Origin of the sequence: Sphingomonas sp. CCH9-E2 (assembly GCF_001557215.1) — a bacterium.
Taxonomy (GTDB): Bacteria; Pseudomonadota; Alphaproteobacteria; order Sphingomonadales; family Sphingomonadaceae; genus Sphingomonas.
This window is the reverse complement of record NZ_LSJM01000309.1, coordinates 1-26,939: the sequence shown is the minus strand read 5'-3', so window position 1 is coordinate 26,939 and position 26,939 is coordinate 1. Positions and strand designations below refer to the sequence as shown.

Sequence of the window (26,939 nt, the reverse complement as noted above, 5' to 3'; positions counted from 1 at the left end):
TCTGCGATTCATGTGCCGTCTCCCTCATTCGCATCCCACCCCGTCGCCGTCCCGATCCAGCTTGCGGCTGTAGCCCGGATCGCCTGCATGCACCGGAGCTGCTCCCGCAGCCCGGGCAGCGGCGCAGTTCGGATAATATGCAGACTCGCCAGTCAGCCGACGCGCCGGAGCAGGCGCGTTCGACTTCCTGGGGTGGCAATGCCGCGTCCCGGTCTTGCGGTCCCGGTGGCAGCCATTGGCATCGGTGCCGCCCGAATGCGGTGCGCTCGCCATCATCAAGGCAATGGTGGCGAGCACGATCATCTCATTGGGCCTTCGGAGGCGCAGCCGGAACTGGCTGCGTGGGCGCGGGCGCGGCGGGCACGGCCACAACCACGGGGGCGGGCGCAGGAGCTACCGCAAATACGACCGGCACATCCTCGTCGAGGAAGCCAGTCACGGCACCACCGAGTGGGAGGTTTGCGCTCGTCCCGGTCGTGAAGAAACCGGCGATCGGCACAAAGGCGACAGCCGCCACTACCCCCGCTGTGCCGGTGACGCCCTTGTCGTCGAAGCTGCCGGTCAGGCGAATCTGGCGACCATTCACGCGAAGCGACACGAGTTGTGCGCCGATCCGACCGGACTTGCCCCACATTCCCTTGTTTCGCACTTCGGTAATCTCGCCAATTGCGGGAGTACCTGCGGGGATCACGACATGCTCACCCAGCCGAATGTCTTCTGCCACCTCAAGCTGAAAGCGTTGCCCGACACGCAAGTTCTTGCCCTTCGTCGTCAAGGCCTCGGCCATCTTGAGCGGGACTTTGGTGCCAGCCCGCAGGACGCTCGGCGTTTCAGCCGGAGCGATCATCGGAACAACCTGCTGCGGCATGGGCGCAGGCGTTACCGCGACAGGCGCGGGGTTGGTCGTGGTCGCAACCGGCTGGGTTTGAGCATTGGCCCCGGTTGCCAGCAGCGCGCAGCTCAGCACTGCAATTACCCGATGATTCATTGATTTACCCCCTCCAACGGCGAGTCGCCGCGATATCCGCACGCTGTCCGCAGTACAGTTGATCGTCAATTAGATTTGCGGGACGCGACCTCGGATCGAAATAGTAGGGATCAGGCCAGTTCCAATCACCATGCCTGGTCGGAAGCGGCTTCAACACTTGAGCATCTTCTCAAGTCGGCAGCGGTGCGGAATGCTCCCTCGACAATCGGAATACATCCAATATGGATGTAAATTAAGCGCTCAGCTGCGCGGTTGAAAGGGAAGTGCCATGTCCGACGACACCAATATGAACCCAGTGGAGCTTGCGACCGAACTGACGATCGCCTGGCTCGGCAACCAGAATAACCGCGTACAGGCGGATGACGTCCCGGCCTTTCTGCGCACGATGCATGCGACGATCACCGAACTTTCGGGCGCGACTTCCACGCCAAATGAGTCCCCGGTCGCCGCCGAGCCTGCACAGGAGTTCGAGCCGGCCGTGACTGTTCGCAAATCGCTGGCGTCGAAGGATCACATCATTTCGATGATCGACGGAAAGCCCTACAAGATGCTGCGGCGGCATCTGTCGACCCATGGCCTGACGCCCGAAGAGTATCGTGCGCGTTACAATCTCAGGCCCGATTACCCGATGGTGGCCGAGAACTATTCGGAAGCGCGGCGCGCAATGGCGAAGAAGATCGGGCTCGGCAACAAGGGCCGCGCGACAAAGAAGCGCGCGCCGAAGCCTGCCTGATCCAGGCGGATTACGGTGGTTGCAGCGTGGCCGGGCAGCTTGTGACAGTGTCGTTCAACGCGCCGAGCTGTTCCGGTCATGCGGCATACTCGCCCTTCGCCGATGAGCACGATGGTTCATGCACGCCGTGGCGCAGCGCCTGTTGCGCTGGCCGCGTGCTTGCCCAGATGTTGCGCTCTGCAGCGATGATCAGGCTATCGCGGGGAGCCGGTCGAGATATTTGTCCAGGGTCAGCGGATAGTTTCGAACGCGGATTCCTGTCGCGTTGTACACGGCGTTGGCGACTGCGGCGCCGGGGCCACAGATGCCCAGTTCGCCCACGCCCTTGGCCTTGAGCGGCCCGATGACCGGGTCGAGCGTATCGAGAAACACGCAGTCCTGGTGCGGGATGTCGGCATGGACCGGCACTTCATAGCCGGCGAGATCATGGTTGACGAACAGGCCGAAGCGCTTGTCGACCGCCAGTTCCTCCATCAGCGCTGCGCCCGCCGACATGACCATCGCCCCGATCACCTGGCTTCGTGCCGAGAGCGGGTTGAGGATGCGGCCCGCATCGCACACGGCGAGCATGCGGCGGATCCGCGTCTCGCCGGTATAGGCATCGACCGCGACCTCTGCGAAGTGACCGGCATAGGTCCCGACGTCATAGTCGCGTTTGAACGCGCCGTAGCCCATCTCGCCTTCGGCCGACATCGCACCGACATCGCTCAGCGCGATGGTGCGATTGCCAAGCTTGATCTTGCCATCTTCGAACACCGCGGCATCGCCATCGAAGCCGAGCTTCTCGCCGATCGCGCGGCGCAGCACGAGGCAGGCTGCATAGACGCCGGCGGTCGAACTCGCCGCGCCCCATTGTCCGCCCGAACCCGCAGCGACGGGGAAGTCGGAATCGCCAAGTTCAACCGAGACGCGATCGAGTGTCACTCCCATTGTCTCGGCCGCAGTCTGCGCGATGATCGTGTAGCTGCCGGTGCCGATATCGGTCATGTCGGTCTGGACAGTGATGTGCCCGTCCGCGCCCAGCTTGATCCGCGCGGCCGACTTCATCGTCGGCGCGCCGCGATAGCCGGCGGCGACGCCCATCCCGATCAGCCAGCGTCCCTCGCGCGTCACGCCCGGCTTGGCATTGCGCTTGCCCCAGCCGAAGCGGTCGGCGCCTTCGCGCAGGCAGCGGGTGAGGTGACGATCGGAAAAGCGGCGCTGCGGATTGCTCGGCACGGTCTGCGGCTCGTTGCGGATGCGCAGTTCGACCGGATCGATGCCGAGCTGTTCGGCGAGCTCGTCCATCGCGACCTCGAGCGCCATGTGCCCCGGCGCCTCGCCCGGCGCGCGCATCGCATTCCCCTCGGGCAGGTCGAGCGTCGCGATATAGTTGGCGGTCAGGCGGTTGGCCCCGGCATAGAGCTTGGGCGTCTGCAGCGTTCCGTTCTCACCATCCTCGCCATTGAGGTTACCGGACCAGTTTTCATGCGCGATCGCGGTGATGCGCCCGTCCCGTTCCGCACCGATCCGCAGCCGTTGGATGGTCGCGTGGCGGTGGGTCGCGTTGTTCGCCATCAACGGGCGCTGCATCGCGATCTTGACCGGTCGCCCGGCCGCCTTGGCCGCAAGCGCGGCAAGCACAGCGTCGGCGCGCACGAACAGCTTTCCGCCAAAACCCCCGCCGACATAGGGCGAATCCACCCGGATATTCTCGGCCGGGATGCCGAGGATCTGGCTCATCGACCGCTTCGCCCAGTTGATCATCTGGTTTGACGTCCAGATCGTGAGCTTGTCGCCCTCCCATGCGGCGATGGTCGCGAATGGCTCCATCATCGCGTGGCTTTCGTCGGCGGTGTGGTAGCGCGCGTCGAGTTTGACGGGAGCTGCGGCAAAGGCCGCATCGAAATCGCCCTGGGTCTTGCGATCGGGCTTGTCGCCGCTGCCCTTGGCGAGAGGCGCGCCGGGTGCGGCCTTTTCGAGGTCGAATGCGCCCTCGGCCCGATCATAGCGGGTCTGGATCAAAGCTGCCGCAGCGCGCGCCTGCTCGAACGTCTCGGCGACCACGCAGGCGATCGCCTGGTGATAGTGCGAAATCTCGTTGCCGCCGAACAAGGGCGCATTGTTGAACTGTGGTTTGCCGACCGGCTTGGTCTCGGGCGCCGCGACAACCGCGAGGACACCGGGCGCGCTTCTGGCGGCGCTGGTGTCCATCGACGTAATGCGTCCCTTGGCGATCGCCGATCCGACGATGAAGCCATAGGCCTGGTTGGCGGCGACATCGTGTCGCTCGGCGGCATAAGGGGCGGTGCCGGTGGTCTTGAGCGGGCCGTCGATGCGCGGCGTCGCCTTGCCGACGATCTTTGCCCTGTCGAATAAATTGGTCCCGGCCGGGGCGCTGAACTCCATGGGTCAGCTCCTCGCGTCGGCAAGCACGCCCGCGAGCGTGCGCTCGGCGAGAGTGATCTTGAACTTGTTTTCTTCGGTCGGGCGGGCTTCGGCAAAGGCGCGCGCAACAACCGCGCGGGCGCCCTTCGGCAATAGCCGGTCGGCCTCCTCGACCCGCCATGGCCTGGGCGCGACGCCGCCGAATGCGACGCGGCCGGTGCCGTCCTTGTGCAACACCGCGGCGACCGACACGAGCGCGAAGGCGTAGGAACTCCGGTCGCGCACCTTGTGATAGATGTGCCGGCCGCCAGGCGGCTTGGGCAACGTCACCGCCGTGATCAGCTCGCCGGGTTCGAGTGCGGTTTCGATATGCGGCGTGTCGCCCCACAGGCGATGGAAATCGGCGATCGGGATCGCGCGCGTCGCGCCGTCGGGCTTCACCGTTTCGACCACCGCGTCGAGCACGCGCAGTGCCACGGCCATGTCGCCGGGATAGGTGGCAATGCACGCATCGGACGTGCCGATCACGCCCAATTGGCGCGAAAACCCGCCGATCGCCGCGCAGCCGCTGCCCGGCTTGCGCTTGTTGCATGGCAGATTGGGGTCGTAGAAATAGGGACAGCGAGTGCGCTGAAGCAGGTTGCCGCCGGTCGTTGCCTTGTTGCGCAGCTGGCCCGACGCGCCCGACACGATCGCGCGCGTCAGAACGGCATAATCGCGCCGCACGCGCTTGTCGGCGGCCAGCGCGGTGTTGCGCACCATCGCCCCGATGCGCAGCCCGCCATCGCCGGTCGCCTCGATCGTGTCGAGACCGAGATGGTTGACGTCGATCAGGTGCGTCGGCGCCTCGATCTCGAGCTTCATCAGGTCGAGCAGATTGGTGCCGCCCGCGATGAAGCGTGCGCCCTGAACCCGTGAGGCCATCGCCGCGGCCTCACCGGGCGAGCTGGCGCGGGCATAGCTGAACGCCTTCATGCCTTGGCTCCTGCGACGTCCGCCATTGCGTCGGCGATGTTGGAATAGGCGCCGCAGCGGCACAGATTGCCGCTCATCCGCTCGCGCAGTTCGATGTTCGTGGCGCGGGGCTTGTCGGCCACATCCTCCTGAACATGGCTCGGAATGCCGCGCCTGATCTCGTCGAGCACCGCGACCGCCGAGCAGATCTGCCCCGGCGTGCAATAGCCGCATTGATAGCCATCATGCTTGAGGAACGCCGCTTGCATCGGATGGAGCTTGTCGGGCGTGCCGAGGCCTTCGATCGTGGTGATCTTGTCGCCGTCATGCATTACCGCGAGCGTCAGGCAGCTGTTGATCCGCTCGCTGTTGACGATGACGGTGCAGGCGCCGCACTGACCATGGTCGCACCCCTTTTTCGTGCCGGTCAGCTTGAGGTGCTCTCGCAATGCATCGAGCAACGTTGTGCGGAGATCGAGATCGAGTTCGCGCGGCTTCCCATTGACGGTTAAAGTTAAGGGCATTGTATGCTCCACCGCCTCGGTGATTGTTGCCGCCGACATGCGGATCAGGCTCGCAGTCAAACCAGCGGCTCCTGCAGCAAGAACACCACGCCGGGAGAGGTCGAACAAGTCCCGTTGATTCACGATTAGCGCCCCTCGTTCCCGTGACGATCCCGAGCCTAACGCACGGTCCCGCAAAATGTTACCCGCGCTTGGCAGGCAGGCATGCGCGAACGGGTTTTCGCCGCTCGCTTGCCAATGCGTGCAGAGCCGACCCGATCCCCCATGGCGTGCCGGTGTGCCGCAGCCATTGCCCGACTAGGACACTCCAATCCCGACCGTTCAGGAAAGCTGTTCGAGATTTAGAGCGCAGCGTGTCGCCGAGACAGCGGGTGGAAATCAACGTTCCGCACAAGGGCGCTGCGCCGGACCGCTGACCGACCTGTCTCCCATCGCGTTCGGCAAGAAGCGCGCCTATCGCGAGGCTCTGGTCAAGCTTGCACTTCAGGTCCTGCGCCTTGCAACGCGCAGGTCCACGAACGACGCCGAGGCATGATCGAGGCGCGGCTGATCGCGCGCGGCGTTTCGACCAAGACATCGAACACACCGGTCTCGATCCATCGCCGATGGCCACGAAAGACGCTGTTCCACTAGCCATATTCGTCCGGCAGGTGCCGCCATTGCGAGCCCGTTCGCGCGATCCACATCATGCCCTCGAAGAGCGGCCGGTTGTCACCAGCCGGACGGCAACCGCGACCTCGCTCCGCTGGCAGCTGCGGTCCAATCAGCACCCATTCCGCATGCGAAAGACCAATCCGCTCGCCCAATGCCGCCTCCAAAAGACAGCCTCGAATCAACCCGGGGCAATCACGTCAGCCTTTGTCCACCAACCCTAGCGATGCGGTAGTTTCATCGAACAGATCGTCGACCGCAATCTTGTGCGGGATGATCTTCTGCTCAAACGCCCAATCGATTGCCAACTGAATGCCCTTGCGGTTCGCCTCCAGCCCGATCGGCGGATAGATTGCGGGCACTCCACCCTCGGTCAGCTCGCGGCTTTCGACGATCATCCGGAAGATCTCACGGACCACATCGGGCCGGTTGCGCGACAGTTCCTCATGCACAACGAACATGTGGTTGATGCACACCACGCCTTCGCGGGCATACCAGTCCTTCGCGGCCTCGAACGGGTTCGGGACCAAATACTCAACGCGCGGATCCTTGGGCAGGTCCACGCCCTGGAGCGTTGCGGCCAGCTCGCCATCGAGCATCATCTGGCCGATGTCCGAACCCTTGGGCAGCGCCTCGACATTGGCGGGGTCCCTATACTCCAGCAGGTGCCCCTCGCCGACTTTGCACCAGGTCACCTTATCGAGATCGACGCCGTATTCGTGCTGCAGGATGCCACGAATCCACAGGCCGGTAGTCTGCGCATAACTGCGTACGCCGACGCGCTTGCCCTCAATGTCCTTGGGGTTCAGGTGGCCGAACTCGCCGTTGAACCCGGCGCAATGGTGCTGGAAGCGCCCGTTGATCGGCACCGGAAGCGCGACCCATGGCTTGCCGTAGATCTTGGCCTGCAGCAGCGTGACGATCGCCAGCTCGCCACAATCGTACCCATTTTCGCGCAGCATCGCCTTAAAGCCATTATGTGCTTGGTCGGGCCCGCAATAATCGAGCGTGACGAGATCGGATGTGACCCGGCCGTCTTTCATCGCCTTGGTCACCGGATAGTCGGCCAGATTGGTTTTGAGCGTCGTCACGGCAGTGGTGGCCATCGCCCCTCCCCCTTCAGTAAAGCTTCACTTCGATCAACACCGGACCCTCGGCATCGACCGAGCGGACCATTGCGGCGTGGAAATCCTCGGCGGTCGAGACGGTGACGCCCGGCACGCCCATGCTCTTCGCCATCGCGACCCAGTCGATCGTCGGGCGATCGATATCGATCATGGCCAGCGCCTGCGGGCCCGGCGTGCCGGCGCCCATATTGGCGTACTCGGCCTTGAGGATGGCGTAGCTGTTGTTGGCGAAGATGATCGTGGTGACCGGTAGCGCTTCGCGCGCCTGCGTCCACAGCGATTGGATCGTGTACATGGCGCTTCCGTCGCCGACCATGCAGAAGGTCCGGCGGTCCGGGCAAGCCAGCGCGGTGCCGGTGGCGACCGGGGTGCCATAGCCGATCGAGCCGCCCATATTGTTGATCAGATCGTGTGGGCGGGCGCCCATCGTCAAGCCCATCGATTCGCGGCCGGTGGTCAACGATTCATCGACCAGAATGGCATGCTCGGGCAGCGCCGCGGCGAGGGCGTGGGCGATGCTGATCGGGTTCAACGGTCCGCTCGGCACTGGCGTCTCGATCCGCTCCTGAAGGCTCGGCGCGGTGGCGGAAAGGCCTAGCGCGTCGATCAGCATCTCAAACGCCGCTTCGCTATCCTCGTCAGCCTCGGCCAATGCATGGACCTGCGTGGCAGGCGCCTTCAGCAGGCTCGGCTTGTCCGGATAGCTGAAGAAGGCCACCGGCTCCCTGGTCTCGACGGTGATCAGATGCTTGAAGCCAGCGAGAAAGGCACTGCCCTGCGCCACCGCATAAGGGATGCGCTCCAGCGGAACGCGCCCGGCACCGCGCTCGATCCGTGCGGTGAAGAACTGGCTGCCCAGGCGACATCCGGTGCCCGCTGCAACCTTGCCGGCGAGCGCCAGCGCGCGGCCTCGGGTAGATTTGTTGGCAAGGATGATCAGCGCGGGCTCTCCCGAGCGGAGAATCTCGGCGATCTTGTCGATACGGGCTGCGTCGGGCGTCTTACGCTTCGCAGGCACAATTGCCGGTGTGACGATGTCGCCGGCGTTCTGCCAAGCGGTGTCGCCCGGCAGGATTAGCGTCGCGACCTGCCCCGGGTGCTCGCTCGCCTTGGCTACGGCGGTCGCGGCATCCCAGGCGATCGATCCAGCCGATTCCGCGCGGCGCACCCAGTGACTCAGCGGCCGCGCGAGCCCTTCGATGTCCGAGGTCAGCGGCGGATCGTACTTCAGGTGCGACGCTGAATGCTCGCCGACGATGTTGACCATGCCGACCGACGCGCGCTTGGCGTTATGGATATTGGCGAGACCGTTCGCCAGGCCGGGCCCCAAATGCAGCAGAGTGGACGCTGGCTTGTCCTTCATCCGGTACCAGCCATCGGCAGCGCCGGTGCACACGCCCTCGAAAAGGCACAGCACGCTTTTCATCCGCGGATTCTCGAGCGCGGCGAGAAAATGCATCTCGGACGTGCCGGGATTGGCAAAGCAGATGTCGACGCCCTGATCGACCAATGTGCTGACAAGACTCTCGGCGCCGTTCATTCCCGCTCCCCTCGATGGAGAAGGCAGACCATTTCGAGGGTTCAGCTTCCAATCCAAAGCATCGGCTGAGCGATAGATTCTCGGATCAGACCACCAGCTTGCCGTCCACGCGCCGCGGGATCCCAGCATCGCCGTCGCGCAGATCCACCGGCAGCAGCGCTTCCGGCAAACTCTGGTAGCTCACCGGCCGCAGGAAGCGGTCGATCGCCAGCGTGCCGACCGAGGTGCTGCGCCCGTCCGCGGTCGATGGGAACGGCCCGCCATGGACCATCGCGTCGGTCACCTCGACGCCGGTCGGCCAGCCGTTCGCGAGGATGCGGCCGACCTTGTGCTCCAGCACTGCGACCAGCTTCTGCGCAACTTCGGTGTCGCCCTCGTCGAGGTGAAACGTGGCGGTAAGCTGGCCTTCGAGATGGCGCACCACTTCGATCACCTCGTCAATGCTGGTGCAGCGGATCACCACCGACGCCGCGCCGAACACTTCCTCGGCATTGTGCGCGTCGGCGAAGAAGTCCTTGGCGGCGATGCTGAACAGCGCCGCACGGCCGCAGGTCGGACCCTCGGCTTCCTTGCCTTCGGCCAGCTTGGCCAGCGCGGGCGCCGAAGCCATGCGGTCGACGGCGCTCTCATAGGCCTTGTGGATACCGGGAGTCAGCATGGTCTGCGCAGGCACGCCGGTCATCGCGTCGCAGGCCGCGGTCAGGAACCGGTCGAGCGACGGTCCCTCGATCGCCAGCACGAGGCCCGGATTGGTGCAGAACTGCCCAGCGCCCATGGTTAACGATCCGACGAATGCCGTGCCCAGCGCCTCGGCGCGCGCCTCGAGCGCGGCGGGGAGCAGGATGACGGGGTTGATGCTGCTCATCTCGGCATAGACCGGGATCGGCACGGGGCGATTGGCTGCCAGCTTCATCAGCTGGGTGCCGCCGCCGCGCGATCCGGTGAAGCCGACCGCCTTGATCCGCGGATCGGTGACCAGCGCCGAACCCACCGAATTACCGGGCCCATTGATCAGCGAGAAGACACCCGCGGGCATGCCGGTCTTCTCCGCGGCCCGGGTGACGGCCCCCGCGACCAGCTCGGCCGTGCCGGGATGCGCGCTATGGCCCTTGACGATCACCGGGCAGCCGGCGGCCAGAGCGCTCGCCGTGTCGCCGCCCGCGACCGAGAAGGCGAGCGGGAAGTTGCTCGCGCCAAATACGGTCACGGGGCCCACCGGCACCATGCGCAGGCGCAGGTCGGGCCTGGGCAGCGGCTGGCGTTCGGGGAGGGCATGGTCGATTCGGGCGCGGAGATATTCGCCGAGCCGCAATTCCTTCGCGAACAGCCTAAGCTGGCCCGAGGTGCGGCCACGCTCGCCGGTCAGGCGCGCATGCGGCAGACCGGTCTCGGCCATGGCGCGCTCGGTCAGCGTCTCGCCCAGCGCGTCGATCTCGTCGGCGGCCGCCTCGAGGAACTCGGCGCGCTTCTCACGGCTGAGGCTCGAATAGACCGGGAAGGCCGCAGCGGCGGCGGCGCAGGCGGTCTCGACATCGTCGAGCGTCGCGACGCTGAAGCTCGGCTCGATCTCGGCGCCGGTCCCCGGCGAAACCGCCTTGAAGCCCGTACCGTCCCGCGCCACGCGCTTGGACGCAATGAACAATTCGCCAGTCAGCGCCACGGTCCGATCCTCTGCGATTTCGCTAATAGCCCGCCAAGTCCCGGCCCTGACCGACCACCCCATAGCTGCGCGAGGGCGCCGACATCAGAAACTTGTATCCCTCGTCGATCAGCCGCCCGACATTGCCGGCGTTGGTGTGTGGATTGCCCACTGCAACCTTGTGCTTGCGGCAGATCTCGACGATTCGATTCATCGCGCTGACCACTTCTGGATGGTCATACTGGCGCGGATAGCCCAGCGCCTGGCTCAGGTCACCTTCTCCGATCAGCACTAGGCCGATGCCGGGGACGTCACTTAGGATATCGTCAAGATTCTCAATTGCCTCGGGACTCTCGCACATCATGCCGACCAGGATTTCGCCATGTGGAGCCAGCGGCCACACATCGGCACGGGCGTAATATTCCTGCATGGTCAGGCCCCAGTAGCGCGCCGCCGTCGCCGGACCGTCGCCGCGGATGCCCTTGGGTTCGTACAGTGCGGCACCACTGGGCTTCGCATAGCGGCACGACGCGACCATGTTATACGCTTGGTCAACCGTGCTGACATGCGGGGTGATGACGCCATAGACCCCGCGATCAAGCACCTGCTTGGCCTGGAACTGGTTCATCTCGCCGCCATTGGCGGGGATGCGCGCGATCGGCGTCACCGCGGGCGCGACCGATCCCGACGACGCGATCACCTTGCGGTTGAGCATATATTGCAGCGCATCGCCCAGCGCAGCGACATCGTACGGATTATGCTCCATCTCGAAGACAATTCCGTCATAGGGTGCGTCGCTCAGCTCCTGCGCGGTCAGCTTGTCGGCCTTGGCGAAGCAGGTGAAGGCAGGCTTGCCCCTTTCCAGTGCTCGGATGATTCCGTTGAGACGCTCGCCGCTCATGCCGCATCGGCCGCGTTGGCGGCCGCACCGGTCCGGATCAGCTCCCAAATCTCGGCGCGGATGCGTTGAAATTGAGGATCGCCCCGTAGCTCGGGCAGCGGCGGGCGTGGATGCGCGAAGGGAACATCGACGATGCGCTTCACTCGGCCGGGCTTGGCTGCCAGCACGACGATGCGGTTGCTGAGGTAGATAGCCTCGTCGAGGTCGTGGGTGACGAACAAGGTGGTCTTGCCAGTCTCGGCCTGGATGCGCAGCAGCTCGGCTTGGAGCACCTCACGCGTCTGGGCATCGAGCGCGCTAAATGGCTCGTCCATCAGCAATATCTCGGGATCGATCGCCAGTGCGCGGGCCAAGCCAATGCGCTGCTGCATGCCCCCCGAAAGCTGGTGGGGATACTGGTCTGCGGCATGGCCAAGGCCGACTAGCTTAAGCAGATCGTCGGCACGCTTGCGGCGCTCCTCCTTCGAAATGCCCTGCAGTTCGAGCCCGAATTCGACATTCGCCCGGGCGGAACGCCACGGCAGCAGGCTCGCCTGCTGGAACACGAACCCACGGTCCCGCCCTGGCGTGCTCACAGGCACGCCCTCTACCTCGATCGTGCCGGCGTCGAGCTTGATCAGCCCCTGAACGATGCGAAGCAGGGTTGTCTTGCCGCATCCACTCTCGCCGATCAGCGAGACGATCTCGCCTTGGTAGACGTCGAAGCCGACGCTGCCGAGCACATTGAGGAAGCTGTCCTGCCCAGTCTCCTTATTCTTGATGCGAAACGTCTTGTGGACGCCCTTCACCGCGAGCTTCACTTGTCTCGTTTCCATCCGTGGTTCCTCGTTCGCTGCGCGTCGCACTGCCAATTTCGTAGCCATCAGTCTGCCAACCCTGGATAGAGGGTCTGCGCGGTGCGTGCAAAAATCCAGCTGCGCTCTTCATCGGACAGGCTGGCCAGGCGATCCTTCGCAGTGGCCAAGATCTCGGCAAGCGTGCCTTCCGATGTCGGGAAATTCGACCCCCACGCCATGCGGTTCGCTCCGAATGTTTGGACCAGCATGGGGAACAGCGTCTCGGGCGATGCTGCGCCTTTCACACAATCCGCCATGATGCGCGGGGTGAGTTTGAGGTAGACCGAGGGAATGGCCGCCAGCGCAAACAGGCTCGCTGCCGCATCATAGGGCGGACCATCGGTCACATCGGGGCGACCAAGATGGTCCAGGATGATCGGGACGTCCGGGAAGCGCCGGGCAAGCGAGGTCACCGCTCCCAGGCCGACCGGTCCGGTCTGAATGCTCATAGTCAGCCCGAGCTTGCCGAGTAACTCCCACGCCGGATAGGCGCGCGGATCGTCGAGCTCGCTGGCGTCGAAATCCTTGGTGCTGCCGCCGGTAAAGACGCGCAACCCGCCCAGGCCACGTTCGGTCCAGCGATGAATTTCATCGACCGCGTCGGGCGCGAGGACATCTATCGATCCAACCGCGAGCAGGCGTCCGGGATAGCGATTGCAGGCATCTACGACATAGCTATTGTCGAAACCGTAGGTGGTCGAGCTGTGAACCACCGCTGCCTTTTCCACGCCAGCAGCGTCCATGTGTGCGATCAGCGTCTCGACCGTCGACGGGCGCTCCTGCGACCAGTCCGACCGCTTGCCGAACAGTGGCGTCGGGGGATAGCGGATTTCATCATCCGAGATGACGTGCGGGTGGATATCGACGAACGAGGGTGACAACGCCTGCTCCTAAGCGGGGCCGGTTAAACCCGGCTTCGTCATCCTGATTTCCCTAGATTGCCCGCCGCGAACAGTTGATGTTCCGTGGCGGGCAATAGGTTTTGGTGTCAGAGGCCCTTGGCCGTGAGCTGCGCGTCGAGGCGCGGATAGACGCGGCGGGCATTGCCCTCGTAGATCTTGGCCTTGTCCTCCGCCGACAGCGGCAGCGCGTCGATATAGAGCTTGGTGTCGTCGAAGTATTCGCCAGTATCGGGGTCGCGCCCGCGCACTGCCCCGATCATCTCCGAGCCGAACAATACATTGTCCGTGGGGATGACCTTGGTCAGCAGTTCGACGCCTGGCTGGTGGTAGACACAGGTATCGAAGAAGATGTTGTCGAGCAGCCCTTCAAGCGGGCGGTCCATCATCTCGAGCGACATGCCGCGATAGCGTCCCCAGTGATAGGGCACCGCGCCGCCGCCATGCGGGATCACCAGCCGCAGCGACGGGAAATCCTTGAACAGGTTCGACTGGAGAATCTGCATGAACACGCTGGTGTCAGCGTTGATGTAGTGCGCGCCGGTGCCGTGGAAATTGGGGTTACACGATGCCGCGACATGCACCATGCCCGGCACGTCGAGGTCGCACATCGCCTCGAACAGCGGATACCATTCCCTGTCGGTGAACGGCTTGCCAGTCCAATAGCCCCCCGTCGGGTCCGGGTTCACGTTGCAGCCGACGAACCCGAGTTCCTCGACGCAGCGGCGCAGCTCAGGCACCGAGTTTGCAGGTGGCGCGCCGGGCGATTGCGGCAGCTGGCATACCGGCACGAAATTGTCCGGATACAGCTCGGTGACGCGCTTCACATTGTCGTTCGAGACCCGTGCCCATTCGAGGCTGGTGCGCTCGTTGCCGAGATGGTGGCTCATCAGCCCTGCGATCGGCGAGAATAGGGTCAAGTCGCTGCCGCGCTCTTGTTGGAGCTTGAGCTGGCCGCCCTCGATTCCTTCGCGAATCTGATCGTCGCTCAGAATCGCGCCTTCCTCCGGTTTCGGGGCATTGGCCGGATCGTCCGCAAATGCGACCTGCTTCGTCCGCCAGTCGCGGAACGACGTCGGGACGGTGGTGAAGTGGCCGTGACAATCGATGATCATGCCGTCACCTTCTCGACATCGACGAACAACTCGTCGATCGACATGCGCCGGGGGGTAAGCCCCTGGTCAAAAGCGGTCTTCTCAAGGGCCTCGATGGTGGGGCGGTTCACCTCGATGCCATAGGGAAGCGGGTCAGTGCCGACGATCTTCTGGAGCTTGCGATACTTGTCTGCGCCCTTGCCGGTCTCCTCTCCCGAATTGAGACGGGCCAGCCATTCCTCCTTGGCGCAGGTAAAGGCTTCGGTCAGCGACTGGGCAACCCATGGATGCTCGGCGAGCACCGAGTCCTTGACCACAATGGTGCCGTGCATCGGATAGACGCCCGTGCGGCGGTAATAGTCGGCCTCTACCTCAGCGGCATTGGGGATCAGGTCGGGATAGTCGGCCTCGACTTCCTGCCAGCCCCCGGTTGGGTTTCCGGTGCGGCCGATGCCGGCATTCGCTTCCACGCCCGCGTCCAGCTCACCTGCGGCCATCATGTCGGCAAGGCTGCGACCTTCGGGGGCGTGGATGACGTTGGGCGGCAGCTCGAGCTGGGTTACATGCTCCTCGTCATCGACCACCCAGGTAACCTTGGAAGGATCGAGCCCGTAGTCGTCGATGAACGCCTGGCGTATCCAGGCGCCGGTCGTGACTGAATAGGCGCGCACGCCGACCCGCTTTCCTTCCAGATCTTTGGGCGTTTTGATGTCGGAGCCGGGATGCACCAACATGCCCGCATGGTGGAAGCGACGCACCACAAAGATCGGCAATGCCACGAACGGCGCGCCATAGGCACGAGCAATGATATAGGTGGTCGGCGCCAGCTCGCAGACATCGAACTCGACATCGCGGACCATCCGGCGGAACGCGCCGATCTGCGGCTTCACCGTGATGAATTCGGGCTCCACGCCCCTGATCGGGATCGATCCGTTCTTGATCGCCACGGTGTGCGGATGATCCGCGATCGCGATCTTCAGTTTTACCTTTTCCGCCACGAGACTCTCCCTGGAATACGCTCGGCGAAAGCGCCGACAGCGTCCGCTTTCGATCCGCTTCCCCTGCACAAAGCGCCGACTGTACCGCCAGGGCAACGGGGCAGAGCGCATATCTTGGACTCTGCAGCGCAATTCCTATCGGCCTGCCACGGGTGTCGCAGTGGGCGTGCCGCATAAGTTAGGCGCAAAGCGGGCGACAGATATTGAGCTTTGGGGCGATAAGTTTTGCGCTCATTGAGAGTGGTTTTGCCTGCTTTGAACGGCTGCTTTCCCCACGATTTCGCAGGCGCGACTAGATGTGGTCAGCCGTAATCGAAGTCGCGTCATCGATGCCAGGTTGGTGCTATATATCTGTATTAATTCGCGTATCGCGAGAGGCGAGCATTCCAGACGATGCAAGCACCGCGCCTTTGGAATGGCTATTTCAGGCGATCATATTCGCGTTGCAGCATATCGCCCGTCCTGTTTCAGGTGAGATAAATTCTTGCTATCCAGCTTGGCAGGAGAGGCAGAAAAATGATCTACATGGACCCCGAGGCGCGGGCAGCGTCGCTCAGCTTTCGGCAGCTCAAGCTCTTCGAAAGTGTTGGACGGCTGGACAGCGTTCGCCGAGCATCTGAGGAATGCAATCTTTCGCAACCTGCGGTGACCCAGGCGTTGGCCAAGCTGGAGCAGCAAGTCGGCGTGACTCTGCTCGAGCGGCGCGCCAGCGGCTCCTATCTCAACGAGCTGGGCAAGATATTTCATCGCCGCACTACGCGGCTGTTTGTGCAGATGGAGGAGGCGCTGGTCGAGCTCGGCTTGCCTGTGGCTTCCGCCCCGATGATCGCCAAGCGCATCTCCAAGTCGCAAGCGCGCAGTCTGATCGCCATCGTCGAGACCGGATCGTTCGGACAGGCGGCGGAAGCGCTTGGCCTTAGCCAGGCCTCGCTCCAGCGTGCAGCACGCGACTTGGAAGGCAACCTCCGCAAGCCACTCTACTACCGCACAGCAGCAGGCGTGATGGTCACGCCTGCCGGTATCGAGTTGGGCCGCCGTATGAAGCTAGCGACCCAGGAAATCGAATGGGGTATCAAGGAAATCGAGGCGGCGCGCGGGAGCTTCAATAGTCAGATCTCGATCGGTGCCATGCCCTTCGGCGGCAGTGTGTTGCTAGCATCGGTGCTCGACGAGTTCGTGAAAGCCTATCCGACCGCTGAAATACGCATCATCAACGAAAGCGCGTCGGAAATGCTTAAGAGCTTGCGCGCGGGTGCGGTCGATTTCGTGCTCGGGCTGGTGCAGGAAACCACCGCTCGGGATCTAAGCAACGAGGCACTGGCCAAAACGCCCTACACGATTGTCGCGCAGCGCGGACATCCGATCTTGCGCAAGGGCAAGGTGACGGTGGCAGATCTGCTCGAATATGACTGGGTGGTCGGCACACCCGGCGCGGCGCGGCGCGGCTGCTTCGAGCGGCTCTTCGCAGGCGGCCCAGGGCCGAACGCGTCGATCGCCACTTGCGCACTGCCCGTCATCCGTCACCTCCTAACGGGCAGCGACAGGCTGACGTTGATGACCACCTACGAGTTGCTCCACGAGGATGGCCGACTCGTTGCAGTGCCCTTCGGTCCGATCGAGCCCGCTCCCGCAATCGGCATTACCATGCGAGCCGGCTGGCTCCCGACGCAGCTCCACCAGGCATTCATCGACCTGGTGCGCAAGCATGTGACCGATGCCGCAGTGATGCCGCTGTTCCGCGAGGCGAGCTGAGCTTTCTGAGGATAGAGATGACCGACAATTTGATGATCGGGCGCCGCGGTTTCCTCGCCGGCGCCGCTGCTTCTGCATGGCTGGTCGGCGGACCGGTGCTCGCCGGAGGCAGGCGTTACGCTATCCGCGTCGCCAGCAATCAGGGCTCGGAAAATGCCACTCTCCAGCAGATGATCGTCGATCTTAACCTGTTCGATCAGCTCTCACTCGACGCGGTAATCGTCGAGGGCAGGACCATCTCTGCACCGATGGAAGCGCTGCTCGCCGATCAGGCGGATGTATGCATGATTTCGGGTTTCGTCGGGGTGCTGCCGGCGATCGAAGCAGGCAAGGAACTACGGCTGGTCGGCTCCGCGATGGAAAAGCCGGCGTTGGCGCTGTACTCCATGGAGGTGGCACGGGTCGAGGATCTCGCCGGTCGCACCATTGGCATCGGTGCCACCAAGGGGCTGCTCCACATCCTTACGGTCGCGCTGTTACGCAAGAAGGGGGTCGATCCGGCGAGCGTCGAGTTCGTCAATGTCGGAAGCAACGCGCAGGTACTGGAAGCAGTGCTTTCGGGCACGGTCGATGCCGGCCTGAGCGGCATTGCAGGCGTGTCGGATTCCCGCGCCCGAGTGGTCGCCGGTGGCGAACTGTGGCGCGAACTGCCGGACTATACCTATCAGCCTGCCTATGCTTCGCTTCGCGCGATCCGCGACAAGCCAGAAGCGGTCGCGCGCTGCCTGGCGGCCTATTCGCGGCTCTTCCGCTATCTTTCCAGCCCAGGCTCGAAGCTGGCCTACCTGGAAGCGCGGCGCAAGGCCGCCGGTCAACCTGATCCAACAGAGGCTGAGGCAGTCTGGAACTTCATTCAGAAGCACCAGCCCTATGGGCGCTCGCCAGGGCTAAGCGTCAAGCGGGTGGACTATCTCCAATCACTCAATGTCGAGGTCGGGCTGCAGGCCAAAGCGTTACCCTTTGATGCGGTCGCGGCGATGGGCCCGGCGCTCCGGGCACGGGAGCTTCTCTGAAAGAACAACGGCCCGCCCTCTTTCGAGAGCGGGCCGCATCGCCTTCGGTCGAGCCGACTGTCCTCAGCTCGCCTTCCACGGTTCGAACGCGGCCTCGGCCTTGCGCACGATGGTGGTGAGCAGCACCCCCATCAGCGCCAGGGTAAGGATCGGTACGAACATTGCCGCAGTGTCGTACTGGTTGCCGAACTTCATGATCAGCGCCCCGAGCCCGCCGACCGAGGTGTAGAACTCCGCAACGATCATGCCGATGATCGCCCGGCCTATGCCCAAGCGGATGCCCGTCATGATATAGGGGATCGACGCCGGCAGGATGATCTTGACGAAGGTCTGGCGTTCGTCGGCCGCAAAGGCATTGCCGACATCCAACAGCGACGCGCCGACGTTGCGCACGCCACTGGCCGTGTTGATCAGGATCGGGAACACCGAGATGATGCAGACGATGAACAACTTGGCTGAGAAGCCGAGCCCGAACCAGAGGGTTACCAGGGGAACGAGCGCGACCAGGGGCGTCGCATAGAGCCCATTGACCAGCCAGTCGGTTGCGGCTTCCACCTTGCGGTACCGGCCGATGAACATTCCAAGCAGGATGCCAATGACGGTCGCCAGCACGAAACCGTAAATCAGGGTCGTGGCGCTCTGGTACAGTGCGTCGAGCAACTCGCCCGAGACCAGCAGATCGAACAGTGCCTCCGTGATCTTCGACGGTGCCGACAGCATCAGCGGATCGACGACGTAGGAGCCAAGGACTTCCCAGAGTCCCAGGAAACTGACAATGGCGACCAGCCGGATCGGCCAGAAATTCTCCTTCTCGTCGAGCGGCTTGATTTCTTCGATCTCGTCGAGTGCGGGATCGATACTGTGGGCGCTCGCGGCACCTGGTGATAATGTATTCGCCATCACTCGCTCCTTCAATCGCTTATGCCAGCGCCGGATAGAGGCGCTTGGCAGTGCCGCCGAGAATCTGGGCTTGATCGTCCTCGCTCAGCGAGGCGAGGCCCCGCTTTGCTTGATCGACCAGCGCCGTCATCGGGCCCTCATTGGCGGGTAGGTTCGAACCATAGGCGATCCGGTCCGCGCCGAAGGCGGCGACCAGCGCCGGGAAGAATGCTTCGGGGGTGGACAGCCCGCCTTCGGCCAATGTGAAGCTGCGCGGGGTGAGCTTGAGTACCAGATTGTCGTATTGCGCCAGCTCGAAAAGGGTTTGGGCGTCCTTGTAAGGGGGCCCATCGTCGAGCTTGGGCCGACCGATATGATCAAGCACGGTGATCGTGTTCGGGAAACGTTCAAGTAGTTTCACTACATTGGGCAAACCGACAGGCGCGGTCTGCACGCATATCGGGATGCGGTTTTCCGCGGCATACTCCCACACGGGATAGGAGCGGGGATCGGCAAGCAGCGTTTCATCTGTGCTGTGGGTGGCGCCGCCGGTGAAAATACGCAGCCCCGAAAAGCCTTTGGCCAGCCAGCCTTCGAGCGTCTTTAATGCGTCCTCGGCAAAGACATTGATCGTGCACACGCCGGTGAAGCGCTTGGGATCCTTGGCAATCGAATCCGCGATATAGCTGTTGTCGAATCCATAATAGGTCGATGCCTGGACGATCGCCGCCTTGGCGACTCCGGCCGCGTCCATTTCCGCGACCAGTTGCTCGAAAGTCTGCGGCCGCTCCACAGACCATGCCGACGGCTTCCCGCGCAGCGGACCCGACGGATAGCGGGCGGTATCATCGGCAATGATGTGCGGATGGATATCGACGATTTCGAATGACATGAATGAGCAACCTCTCGGACTTGTCTGGGCGGTATCAGGTAAGCTTCGCGACTGCCTCTTGAGCGAGCGAGGTGTCGAAGATCCGCGAATAGGGGAGCTTCTTCTTCTGGACGCCCAGCGAGATGTTGAGCTCCTGCATATAGTCCACCCGTTCCTCGCTCAGCACGAGATCCTCATCGTAAATCCGACGTTCCTGCAGGTATTTCCACTGGGACCTCGCACCGGCGATACCCTCTTCCTTGTTGCGCGGGGACAGCGCGGCGAGCTGAGCATCGATGAAATCCTGTTCGGAGCCAGGATTCTGAACGAAGCGGAATGCCTTGCAATAGACCGCAAGGGCGCGAACCAGCCCGTCGCGGCGCTCCTTGATTGCGGCCGTACTGGTGAAGGATGCCTGCCAGGTATATTCTGGTAGCTGGGTCGCATAGTCGCCGTCCGAGATCATATGCACGCCCAGGCGATCGAGGCTGGCGAGCACATCGGCCTGGCCGTTGCCGGCGTCGACACGCCCGGCGACCACCGCGCGGAATACGTCGCCCGAGTTGCCGACCACCACGAACTTGACCTTGTTAACGTCGACGCCCTTCTTCTTGAGCAGGGCGGATACGACCTGATGCAGCTGGGCACCGATTGCGCCGACGCCAATCGTGTGCCCTTCCAGATCCTTCACCGTCTTGATGCCCGGCACCTTGGTGAAAAGCGCCTGCTGCCCCTTGATACTGGCTCCGCCCAGAATCTTCAGATCTGCACCCTTTTCGATCGCAGCGAGAAGCTGACTAAAACCCGCGAAGATGCAGATGTCGGCCCTCTGATTGAGCAGGGGCCCGATCAGATTGGTTCCGGACGCGACCGCAAGGACCTCCGGCGAAATGCCGAATTCCTTGTAATAGCCCTTGCGCTCGATCAGCGCCTGGATCGTCAGTACCTGCGAGCCCTGGCTCGAGACAATTCGGATGGGGATGCCACCGTCCGCCTCCTTGCCTCCGCATCCGCCGAGCAAGCCCATCAGCCCGGCGCCGGCGACACCTTTCAGTGCTGTGCGGCGGTCAATTTCGGGTAACATCTCCACCTCCCCAAGGTCGGCCTGGCCGTGCAATCAGCCTAAACTTTGTGATGTGACTGTAACCCGGCCGCGCCCGAGGTCACGAACTGTAGTAGGGTCCGGGTTATAAGAAAATTGCAGTGCGCCGGATGCGCGACCGGCCGGAAAGCAGGATTTGCTTTCCGGCCGGTTCGTTTCGGGTCTCCCGAAGGCCTGCTAGCTGAGCGAGCTCAGAAAGTAACCTTGACGCCGGCGGTGAAGTAGCGCCCCCTCGGGTCATCACCGATGGCAAAGCCGTCACGAAGACCCGCGCGCGAACCGTTGCCCGAGAATGCGCCGATCGGCGGCTCGGCGTCGAACAGATTCTGGATGTTCAGGTAGAACTGAAAGGATGAACGCTCGCCCTTGTTGATGTCCCACGCGATGTTCAGAGCGGTGGTGCCGAAGCTGCCCATGCGGTTGCTGACCCAGACCTGGTTCGGATCGCCGCCCAGCTTCATCGGGTTGCGCCACCGCTGGTTGATGTCGATCGTCAGATTGTCGATCGGCTCGAAGCGCAGATTGGCGTTGATACGCACCGACGGCGATGCGTAGAGCCCCAGCGGACCGAAAGCGACACCGCCCTGATCGACGGTAGCGACGCCCGGCTGGATGTACCGGATATGGGGCTGCCACGCGGCGAGAACGCGGGCCGCGATCGGCCGCCCGAACAGACGGGAAGAGAAATTCGCTTCGAAATCGATCCCCCAGGTTTCGATCTCGGAGAGGTTGATATTCTGCACCTGCCACTGCCTGACGGCATTTGAGGTAGACGTATCGCTGAAGCCGTTGGGCCGGATCTGCAGCGCACAATATGGCGACGAACCGCCACTGGCGTAGCATGCGTCCTGCAGATTCGCCGTCGATCCGGTTACCTGCGTGATCGCATTCCCAATTCTGATATGATAGGCGTCGACCGCGAAGCTGAGCGTGCGGTTCGGCTTCCACACAACACCTCCAGTCAGCGTGTTGGCGATTTCCGCCGTCAAGGTTGGATTCGCCAACGTCACCTGCGGGACCGATGCGGTCACACCCGTGAGCCGGTCAGTGAAGCGAACGATCGTCTGATTGCTGGGTGCGAACAGTTCGTACAGGGTTGGCGCACGGATGTCCCGCGAGCGGGTAAACCGCAACCGGAGGCCGTCGACTACTTCCAGATCTCCCCCGACCTTCCAGGTCGTGTAGCTACCGCTGGTGCTGTACCTTGTGTAGCGAACCGCGCCATTGAGGCTGAGCGAATTCACGAGCATGTCTTTGAGGATCGGCACCTCAACTTCGCCGGCAACCTCCCACACTGTCTGACTGAGGCCATCCGGGGACGCGCCAAACTGGAAATCGTTGAGTGCCGTCGGCGTAGCCGTGCCCCCGCTGGACACGCAGTTGAAGCGCAAGCTGGTGCAGTCCGCGCGGTCGGAAGGCGCAGAGGTGCTGGTGGACGTAAAGCCGATCCGCCGCCATTCTGCCGATAGCGCCGCACCGATTGGACCCGCCCACCCCTCCAGCACACTGCCGCTCAGCTGGCCGGAAACGTTGTCGGTAACCGTGTGGGTGCGGTAGATTACCGTATCGGTGATATATGCGATGGCGGCCGGGCTGGCCGCGTTAGGACCAAAGGGATTGAACGGCACGCATCCCGCATAGGCAGAATTGGTCAGGGACGCGTTGCAGACGATCTGGCCGCCGCTCGTGACCGCGTCGAGCGCCGCCGATAGTTTCTGGCGGTTCACGTTGTTCGACAGCGCGCTCCTCAGCTTGGTGTCGCCACGCGAATAATCCGCGGCCCATTTCCAGCCGCCCAGTTTGCCGTCAAGGCCGGCAACGAACACATATTGGTCCGATTTCACGCCCATATGGGCTTCCGGGACCTGGTTGAGCATCTGGCTGAAGGTGAAGGTGGACTGGGTCGTCGGTATCAGCGCTTGGACCGAAGCCGGCAGAAAAGCGTTCGTTCGGCTGATCGTCACGTTCGTCAGCAGCGCCGCGTCGCCATCGCTGTCGTTCTTCTTGATGTTGCCCGAGAACTGAACAAAGGCGTGTACCGAGTCCGTAAGGTCGTAGTCGGCCCGTCCGAAAAACTGATGGGCTTCGCTGCGGCTGATCAGGCTGCCGTCGAAATAGCCACCGTCACCGCCCACCTGTACGCCCGACGTCCCAGTGGCCGTGCCGGCAACGAACGGGGTCAGCACGCCGTTCGACGAAAAATGCCTCCCGGCGAGCGCGCCATTGGTAATCAGACCGCCGAAAGGGAAACCCGCCTGACGCAGGTTGGTTTGCAGCACATAAGGATTAGCGGCCGTACCGTTGCCAGTTACGCCCACCTGGTTGAGATATGGGCGGCTTGCTCGACTGAACACGCCTTCCTCGACGCGATATTCGTAGCTGGCCTCGACATGAAGGCGGTCACCGAGATTGGCACCATAGGCCATGCCGATATTGTAACGAGCGTCGTCACTGTATCGCGAGATTCCGCCGCTTGCCATGCCGCGAAAGCCCTGCAAGTTCCGATTCACGATATAGTTGACCACACCGGAAACCGCGTCGGACCCGTAAACCGCCGAAACGCCCCCGGTGACGATATCGACGCGATCGATCAGCATCTGCGGGATGATGTCGACATCGACCAGTCCGTTGAACAATGTTGGCGGAACGCGCCTGCCGTCCTGCAGGATCAGCGTCCGCGTTGAGCCCAGATTTCGCAGGTTCAGGGCGTTCGCCGCGCCGTTTCCACCGGACTGGGCGCCGGTATTGGTCGGATTGGAAGTGCTCTGACGCGAGCCCGAGAATGCCGGGATCGTGTTGAGGGCCTCGGCCAGCGAAACGCCGGGCGTTGTCGTCAGCACTTCGCTCACACCTACCACGGTCATCGGCGAAGGGCTGTTGTCGCCGTTCCTGACGATGCGCGAGCCGGTGATCGTGATTTCTTGATCCGATGACGCCTTGGTTTCCGCGATGCGCTCCGCGGCTTCGGCGGTTTCATCGGTCGGTTGACTCTGCGCAGCCGCTGAATTGCTGACGACGATCATGCTGGTGCCAGCAAGCAGTATTGACGCGATTTTTAGGGTTTTCATGGCCTTCAGAACTCTCCCTGGGCCAGCGGCGCGACCCCCGATTTTTCGAGTAGTCCAAAGGTGCCGCCAGCAGTTTCCACGACCGAGCGCTGCGCTCACTTCCTTCCCTGACCCAGGATGGCAAAGGCAACGTACGCCATTCCTGCTAACAGGACCGGTCGCCGCAGCCACATTCATTCCGGGAGCGCCTGTATAGATTTTGCGTGCCGCAGGTGCTCTATGCACAATCACAACTTTGTGCGCAGCGATCGGTTTGCGGGCGCGGCGGTTGCGCGGCGTGCGAATGCATGGGCATCGCGCCAGAGTGGAATCCAAGCAGCACCCATTCGCGTTTCGCGACTTCCGCCATTTCTGGGCGGCGCGCCTGTGCTCGACCATCGCACAGAATTCGATGATCGTGATCATCTCCTGGCAGGTTTATGACATAGCCCGCAAGACGATGGGTATAAAAGAGGCGGCTCTCCAGCTCGGACTGGTCGGGTTGCTGCAGTTCCTGCCACTGTTCGCGCTTACCCTGATCACCGGGTGGGTGGCCGATCGGGTCGACCGGCGCTGGATTTCCCGCGCGTGCATTGCGCTGCAACTGGTCTGCGCCGGGGTGTTGGCGTGTCTCAACTCAAGCGGAAACATCACCCTGCCGGCGCTGTTCTCGATTGCCGTCCTGTTGGGGATTGGGCGTGCCTTCTCGATGCCCGCACTCAATGCACTTGCCCCCAATCTTGTGCCTCTAGCCGTGCTGCCGCGCGCCATCGCCACCAACGCCATCGCCGCGCGTGTAGGCGCGATCCTCGGGCCGGCGGCGGGCGGCTATCTTTATGCGGCTGCGCCCTCCGCACCCTATTCGGTGAGCGCAGCGCTATTCGCTGTGTCGCTGTTCTGCACCTTTATGATCCGCCCGGTACCGCGCACCGAAATCGACCGCTGCCGCAATCCCTGGCGGCAAATGATCGAAGGCCTTGCCTTTGTCCGCGCCAACCGACTGGTGCTGGGCGCGATCTCGCTCGATCTGTTTGCGGTGCTGCTAGGCGGGGCGACCGCGATGCTGCCGGTCTTCGCATACGACATATTACAGGTCGGACCCCTGGGACTGGGCCATCTGCGGGCAGCACCGGCAGTCGGAGCAATGGCGGTGGCGTTCTGGTTCTCCTGGGCGCCGCTCCGTAACGGCGTCGGAGAAAAGATGCTGTGGTCGGTCGCGATGTTCGGCGTGGCGACGATCGGGTTCGGCCTGTCGCGCTGGCTGCCGCTGTCGCTCGCCTGCTTGGTGACGCTCGGCGCGGCGGACATGTTCTCGGTCTATGTCCGCCAGTCGCTGATTCAGCTCTCGACTCCCGATGCGATGCGCGGGCGCGTGGGAGCGGTATCGACTCTATTCATCTCCGCTTCGAACGAACTGGGCGAGGCGGAATCGGGCTTTCTAGCCGCACTGATCGGACCGGTGGCCGCAGTCGTCGCCGGTGGCGCCGGCGCCCTTGCGGTGACTCTATTGTGGGCGCGGCTATTCCCGGAGCTGCGACATGCCCGCACGTTCGACGTCAACCCATCCAGCGGCTGACCGGCACCGCCGATTCCTCCAGTGGTTGGGAGATGACATCGACGAGGGTTGGCCCATCATGTGCCATCGCCTTGGCCATTACCGCGTCCAACTCCAAGGGATCGGCGACAGTCCAGGCTTTCACGCCATAGGCCTCGGCCACGCGGGCATGATCGGTGCGGTCGAAGTCAACCGAGAAATAGCGGCTGCCATAGCCATCCTTCTGGCTGGCCTTGATCCAGCCGAACGATGCGTTGGAGAAGACGACCAACGTGATCGGCAATTGCTTGCGTACTATCGTCTCCAGCTCGCCGACCGCGAAGCCGAAGCTGCCGTCACCCATCACTGCCACCACCTTGGTCCCCGGCGCCCCATATGCGGCACCCACCGACGCCGGAAGCGAGAATCCTAGCGCGCCATGCGCACGGTTGGTGATGAAGCGGCGGCCAACCGAGTTGAAATCGAAATGGCCCGAGAAATAGGGGCAGGGCGTGCCCGGATCGGCGACGACGATGCCATCCGTCGGCAGCGATTTCTGGATCGCGGCGAGTACGCGCTCGGGGCGGATGGGGCGCTCGGCCGAGTGCGCCAGCCTGAGGAAACGCGCGCGCTTCGCTTCGCGCAGTCCTCGGAGCCGCTCTCCCACATCGCTGCTGCGCGTCTTGCCACCCAGCCGGCTTGCGACTTCGACCAGCAGCGCGGACAGGCACAACCTCGCGTCGCCGATCACCCCCGCCTCGACGCGATAATTGGCGCCGACCACCATCGGATCAACATCGATATGGACGATCGGCACGTCGCGGCCCGGAACCTCGCCATGCTCGGTGGTCGTCGATCCCGCGCGGCAGCCGATGAACGCCACCATGTCCGCCCCCGCGACCACCTCGCGCGTCTCCACGGTCCCGCCATTGGCGCCGACCACCCCGACGGCGAGCCGGTGATCGTCAGGGATGACCCCGTGTCCGCTGACGGTGGAAGCGACCGGTGCGTCGAGTAATTCGGCCAGCGCGATCAGCTCGGCAGTCGCTCCGGACAGGATCGCCCCGCCACCGCAGACCAGCACCGGCCGTTTTGCCCAGAGCAGTATCTCGGCGGCCGCCGCGACATGATCGGGATCGGGGCCGGTGCGGAACGCGGGGAAGCGGCCATGCTCGGCCTGAGCCCACACCTCGCCCGCGTCGAGCGCCTGCTTCTGCAAGTCATAAGGCAGTCCGATATGCGCCGCACCGGGGCGTCCGGTGGTCATCGCGCGAAAGGCGGCGCGGAACAGGTGCGGGATTTGCCCCACATGATCGGCGATCGCATTCCATTTGGTCAGCGGGCGGAACAGCGCCTTCTGGTCGAGCTCAGTCAGCGGATAGCGGCCGCGCGCCGTGACGGGCACATCGGACGTGATCGACAGCAACGCCACCGAGCTTTCATTCGCCTCGATCACGCCCGGCAAAATGTAGGTCGCCCCGCCCCCACTC

At 63.4% G+C, this 26,939-nt stretch carries 23 protein-coding genes; 4 read left to right on the top strand and 19 right to left on the bottom strand.

Translation table 11 applies throughout. The features are described from left to right. Positions 1-24: 24 nt before the first annotated feature. Both AX681_RS14450 and AX681_RS14445 read right to left on the bottom strand, forming a co-directional pair. The gene (locus AX681_RS14450; protein WP_066663665.1) at positions 25-303 is read right to left on the bottom strand and encodes an excalibur calcium-binding domain-containing protein; all 279 of its coding nucleotides are present in this window, start codon (positions 301-303) and stop codon (positions 25-27) included. 1 nt (position 304) lies between these two features. Further along, positions 305-967 (bottom strand): hypothetical protein, encoded by a 663-nt coding sequence (locus AX681_RS14445; protein WP_156442898.1) that lies wholly within the window; start codon positions 965-967, stop codon positions 305-307. Between the two features lie 289 nt (positions 968-1,256). On the opposite strand from AX681_RS14445, the gene AX681_RS14440 reads away from it, so the two are divergent. Next, entirely contained in the window at positions 1,257-1,721 is a 465-nt protein-coding gene (locus AX681_RS14440) for a MucR family transcriptional regulator (protein ID WP_066663664.1), read from the top strand. A 189-nt stretch (positions 1,722-1,910) separates the two neighbouring features. Here AX681_RS14440 and paoC read toward each other — a convergent pair whose 3' ends face one another. The 12 genes from paoC to AX681_RS14380 form a co-directional block, all read right to left on the bottom strand. Further along, positions 1,911-4,109, bottom strand: coding sequence for an aldehyde oxidoreductase molybdenum-binding subunit PaoC (gene paoC / locus AX681_RS14435; RefSeq protein ID WP_066663662.1), 2,199 nt, complete (start codon positions 4,107-4,109; stop codon positions 1,911-1,913). Positions 4,110-4,112: 3 nt separating this feature from the next. Next, complete coding sequence (locus AX681_RS14430; protein ID WP_066663660.1) at positions 4,113-5,063, bottom strand: FAD binding domain-containing protein; 951 nt, start codon at positions 5,061-5,063, stop codon at positions 4,113-4,115. Beyond that, positions 5,060-5,674 carry an aldehyde dehydrogenase iron-sulfur subunit PaoA gene (gene paoA, locus AX681_RS14425; protein WP_443026148.1) on the bottom strand — a complete coding sequence of 205 codons (615 nt, stop codon included), beginning with the start codon at positions 5,672-5,674 and terminating at the stop codon, positions 5,060-5,062. The genes AX681_RS14430 and paoA overlap by 4 nt, the downstream gene beginning before the upstream one ends. A gap of 521 nt (positions 5,675-6,195) precedes the next feature. Beyond that, positions 6,196-6,372, bottom strand: a complete 177-nt coding sequence (locus tag AX681_RS14420) for a transposase (protein ID WP_197422034.1) — start codon at positions 6,370-6,372, stop codon at positions 6,196-6,198. Between the two features lie 45 nt (positions 6,373-6,417). Then, complete coding sequence (locus tag AX681_RS14415; protein ID WP_066663654.1) at positions 6,418-7,323, bottom strand: phosphate ABC transporter substrate-binding protein; 906 nt, start codon at positions 7,321-7,323, stop codon at positions 6,418-6,420. A gap of 13 nt (positions 7,324-7,336) precedes the next feature. Then, the gene (locus tag AX681_RS14410) at positions 7,337-8,884 is read right to left on the bottom strand and encodes an acetolactate synthase large subunit (RefSeq protein WP_066663651.1); all 1,548 of its coding nucleotides are present in this window, start codon (positions 8,882-8,884) and stop codon (positions 7,337-7,339) included. Positions 8,885-8,969: 85 nt separating this feature from the next. Then, entirely contained in the window at positions 8,970-10,544 is a 1,575-nt protein-coding gene (locus AX681_RS14405; RefSeq protein ID WP_066663650.1) for an aldehyde dehydrogenase (NADP(+)), read from the bottom strand. 22 nt (positions 10,545-10,566) lie between these two features. Next, positions 10,567-11,424 (bottom strand): HpcH/HpaI aldolase family protein, encoded by an 858-nt coding sequence (locus AX681_RS14400; protein ID WP_066663649.1) that lies wholly within the window; start codon positions 11,422-11,424, stop codon positions 10,567-10,569. After that, positions 11,421-12,224, bottom strand: a complete 804-nt coding sequence (locus AX681_RS14395; protein ID WP_197422032.1) for an ABC transporter ATP-binding protein — start codon at positions 12,222-12,224, stop codon at positions 11,421-11,423. Before AX681_RS14395 ends, AX681_RS14400 begins: the two co-directional genes overlap by 4 nt. 62 nt (positions 12,225-12,286) lie before the next feature. Further along, on the bottom strand, positions 12,287-13,141 hold the full coding sequence (locus tag AX681_RS14390; protein ID WP_066663646.1) for an amidohydrolase family protein: 855 nt from the start codon (positions 13,139-13,141) through the stop codon (positions 12,287-12,289). Between the two features lie 107 nt (positions 13,142-13,248). Beyond that, a complete protein-coding gene (locus tag AX681_RS14385) occupies positions 13,249-14,274 on the bottom strand; it encodes an amidohydrolase family protein (RefSeq protein ID WP_066663643.1) in 1,026 nt (341 codons plus the stop codon). Then, positions 14,271-15,362: an ABC transporter substrate-binding protein gene (locus tag AX681_RS14380; protein ID WP_231733826.1), complete on the bottom strand. Its 1,092-nt coding sequence runs from the start codon at positions 15,360-15,362 to the stop codon at positions 14,271-14,273. The genes AX681_RS14385 and AX681_RS14380 overlap by 4 nt, the downstream gene beginning before the upstream one ends. A gap of 405 nt (positions 15,363-15,767) precedes the next feature. Between AX681_RS14380 and AX681_RS14375 the strand changes: the two genes are divergently transcribed. Together AX681_RS14375 and AX681_RS14370 are read left to right on the top strand one after the other, a co-directional pair. After that, positions 15,768-17,003, top strand: a complete 1,236-nt coding sequence (locus AX681_RS14375) for a LysR family transcriptional regulator (RefSeq protein ID WP_066663636.1) — start codon at positions 15,768-15,770, stop codon at positions 17,001-17,003. 17 nt (positions 17,004-17,020) lie between these two features. Then, positions 17,021-18,016, top strand: coding sequence for an ABC transporter substrate-binding protein (locus AX681_RS14370; protein ID WP_066663634.1), 996 nt, complete (start codon positions 17,021-17,023; stop codon positions 18,014-18,016). 63 nt (positions 18,017-18,079) lie between these two features. On the opposite strand, the gene AX681_RS14365 is transcribed toward AX681_RS14370, so the two are convergent. The 4 genes from AX681_RS14365 to AX681_RS14350 all read right to left on the bottom strand — a co-directional run bounded on the left by AX681_RS14365 (position 18,080) and on the right by AX681_RS14350 (position 23,936). Next, complete coding sequence (locus AX681_RS14365) at positions 18,080-18,916, bottom strand: ABC transporter permease (protein ID WP_066663632.1); 837 nt, start codon at positions 18,914-18,916, stop codon at positions 18,080-18,082. 19 nt (positions 18,917-18,935) lie between these two features. Then, entirely contained in the window at positions 18,936-19,787 is an 852-nt protein-coding gene (locus AX681_RS14360) for an amidohydrolase family protein (RefSeq protein ID WP_066663625.1), read from the bottom strand. A gap of 34 nt (positions 19,788-19,821) precedes the next feature. After that, positions 19,822-20,883, bottom strand: a complete 1,062-nt coding sequence (locus AX681_RS14355; RefSeq protein ID WP_156442896.1) for an ABC transporter substrate-binding protein — start codon at positions 20,881-20,883, stop codon at positions 19,822-19,824. A gap of 176 nt (positions 20,884-21,059) precedes the next feature. Further along, positions 21,060-23,936, bottom strand: a complete 2,877-nt coding sequence (locus tag AX681_RS14350; RefSeq protein ID WP_197422031.1) for a TonB-dependent receptor plug domain-containing protein — start codon at positions 23,934-23,936, stop codon at positions 21,060-21,062. A 304-nt stretch (positions 23,937-24,240) separates the two neighbouring features. Between AX681_RS14350 and AX681_RS14345 the strand changes: the two genes are divergently transcribed. Continuing rightward, a complete protein-coding gene (locus tag AX681_RS14345; protein ID WP_231733825.1) occupies positions 24,241-25,491 on the top strand; it encodes an MFS transporter in 1,251 nt (416 codons plus the stop codon). Here AX681_RS14345 and AX681_RS14340 read toward each other — a convergent pair. Continuing rightward, positions 25,472-26,939 (bottom strand): thiamine pyrophosphate-binding protein (locus AX681_RS14340; RefSeq protein WP_066682425.1); only part of this gene is annotated, 1,468 nt, incomplete at its 5' end. The genes AX681_RS14345 and AX681_RS14340 overlap by 20 nt on opposite strands.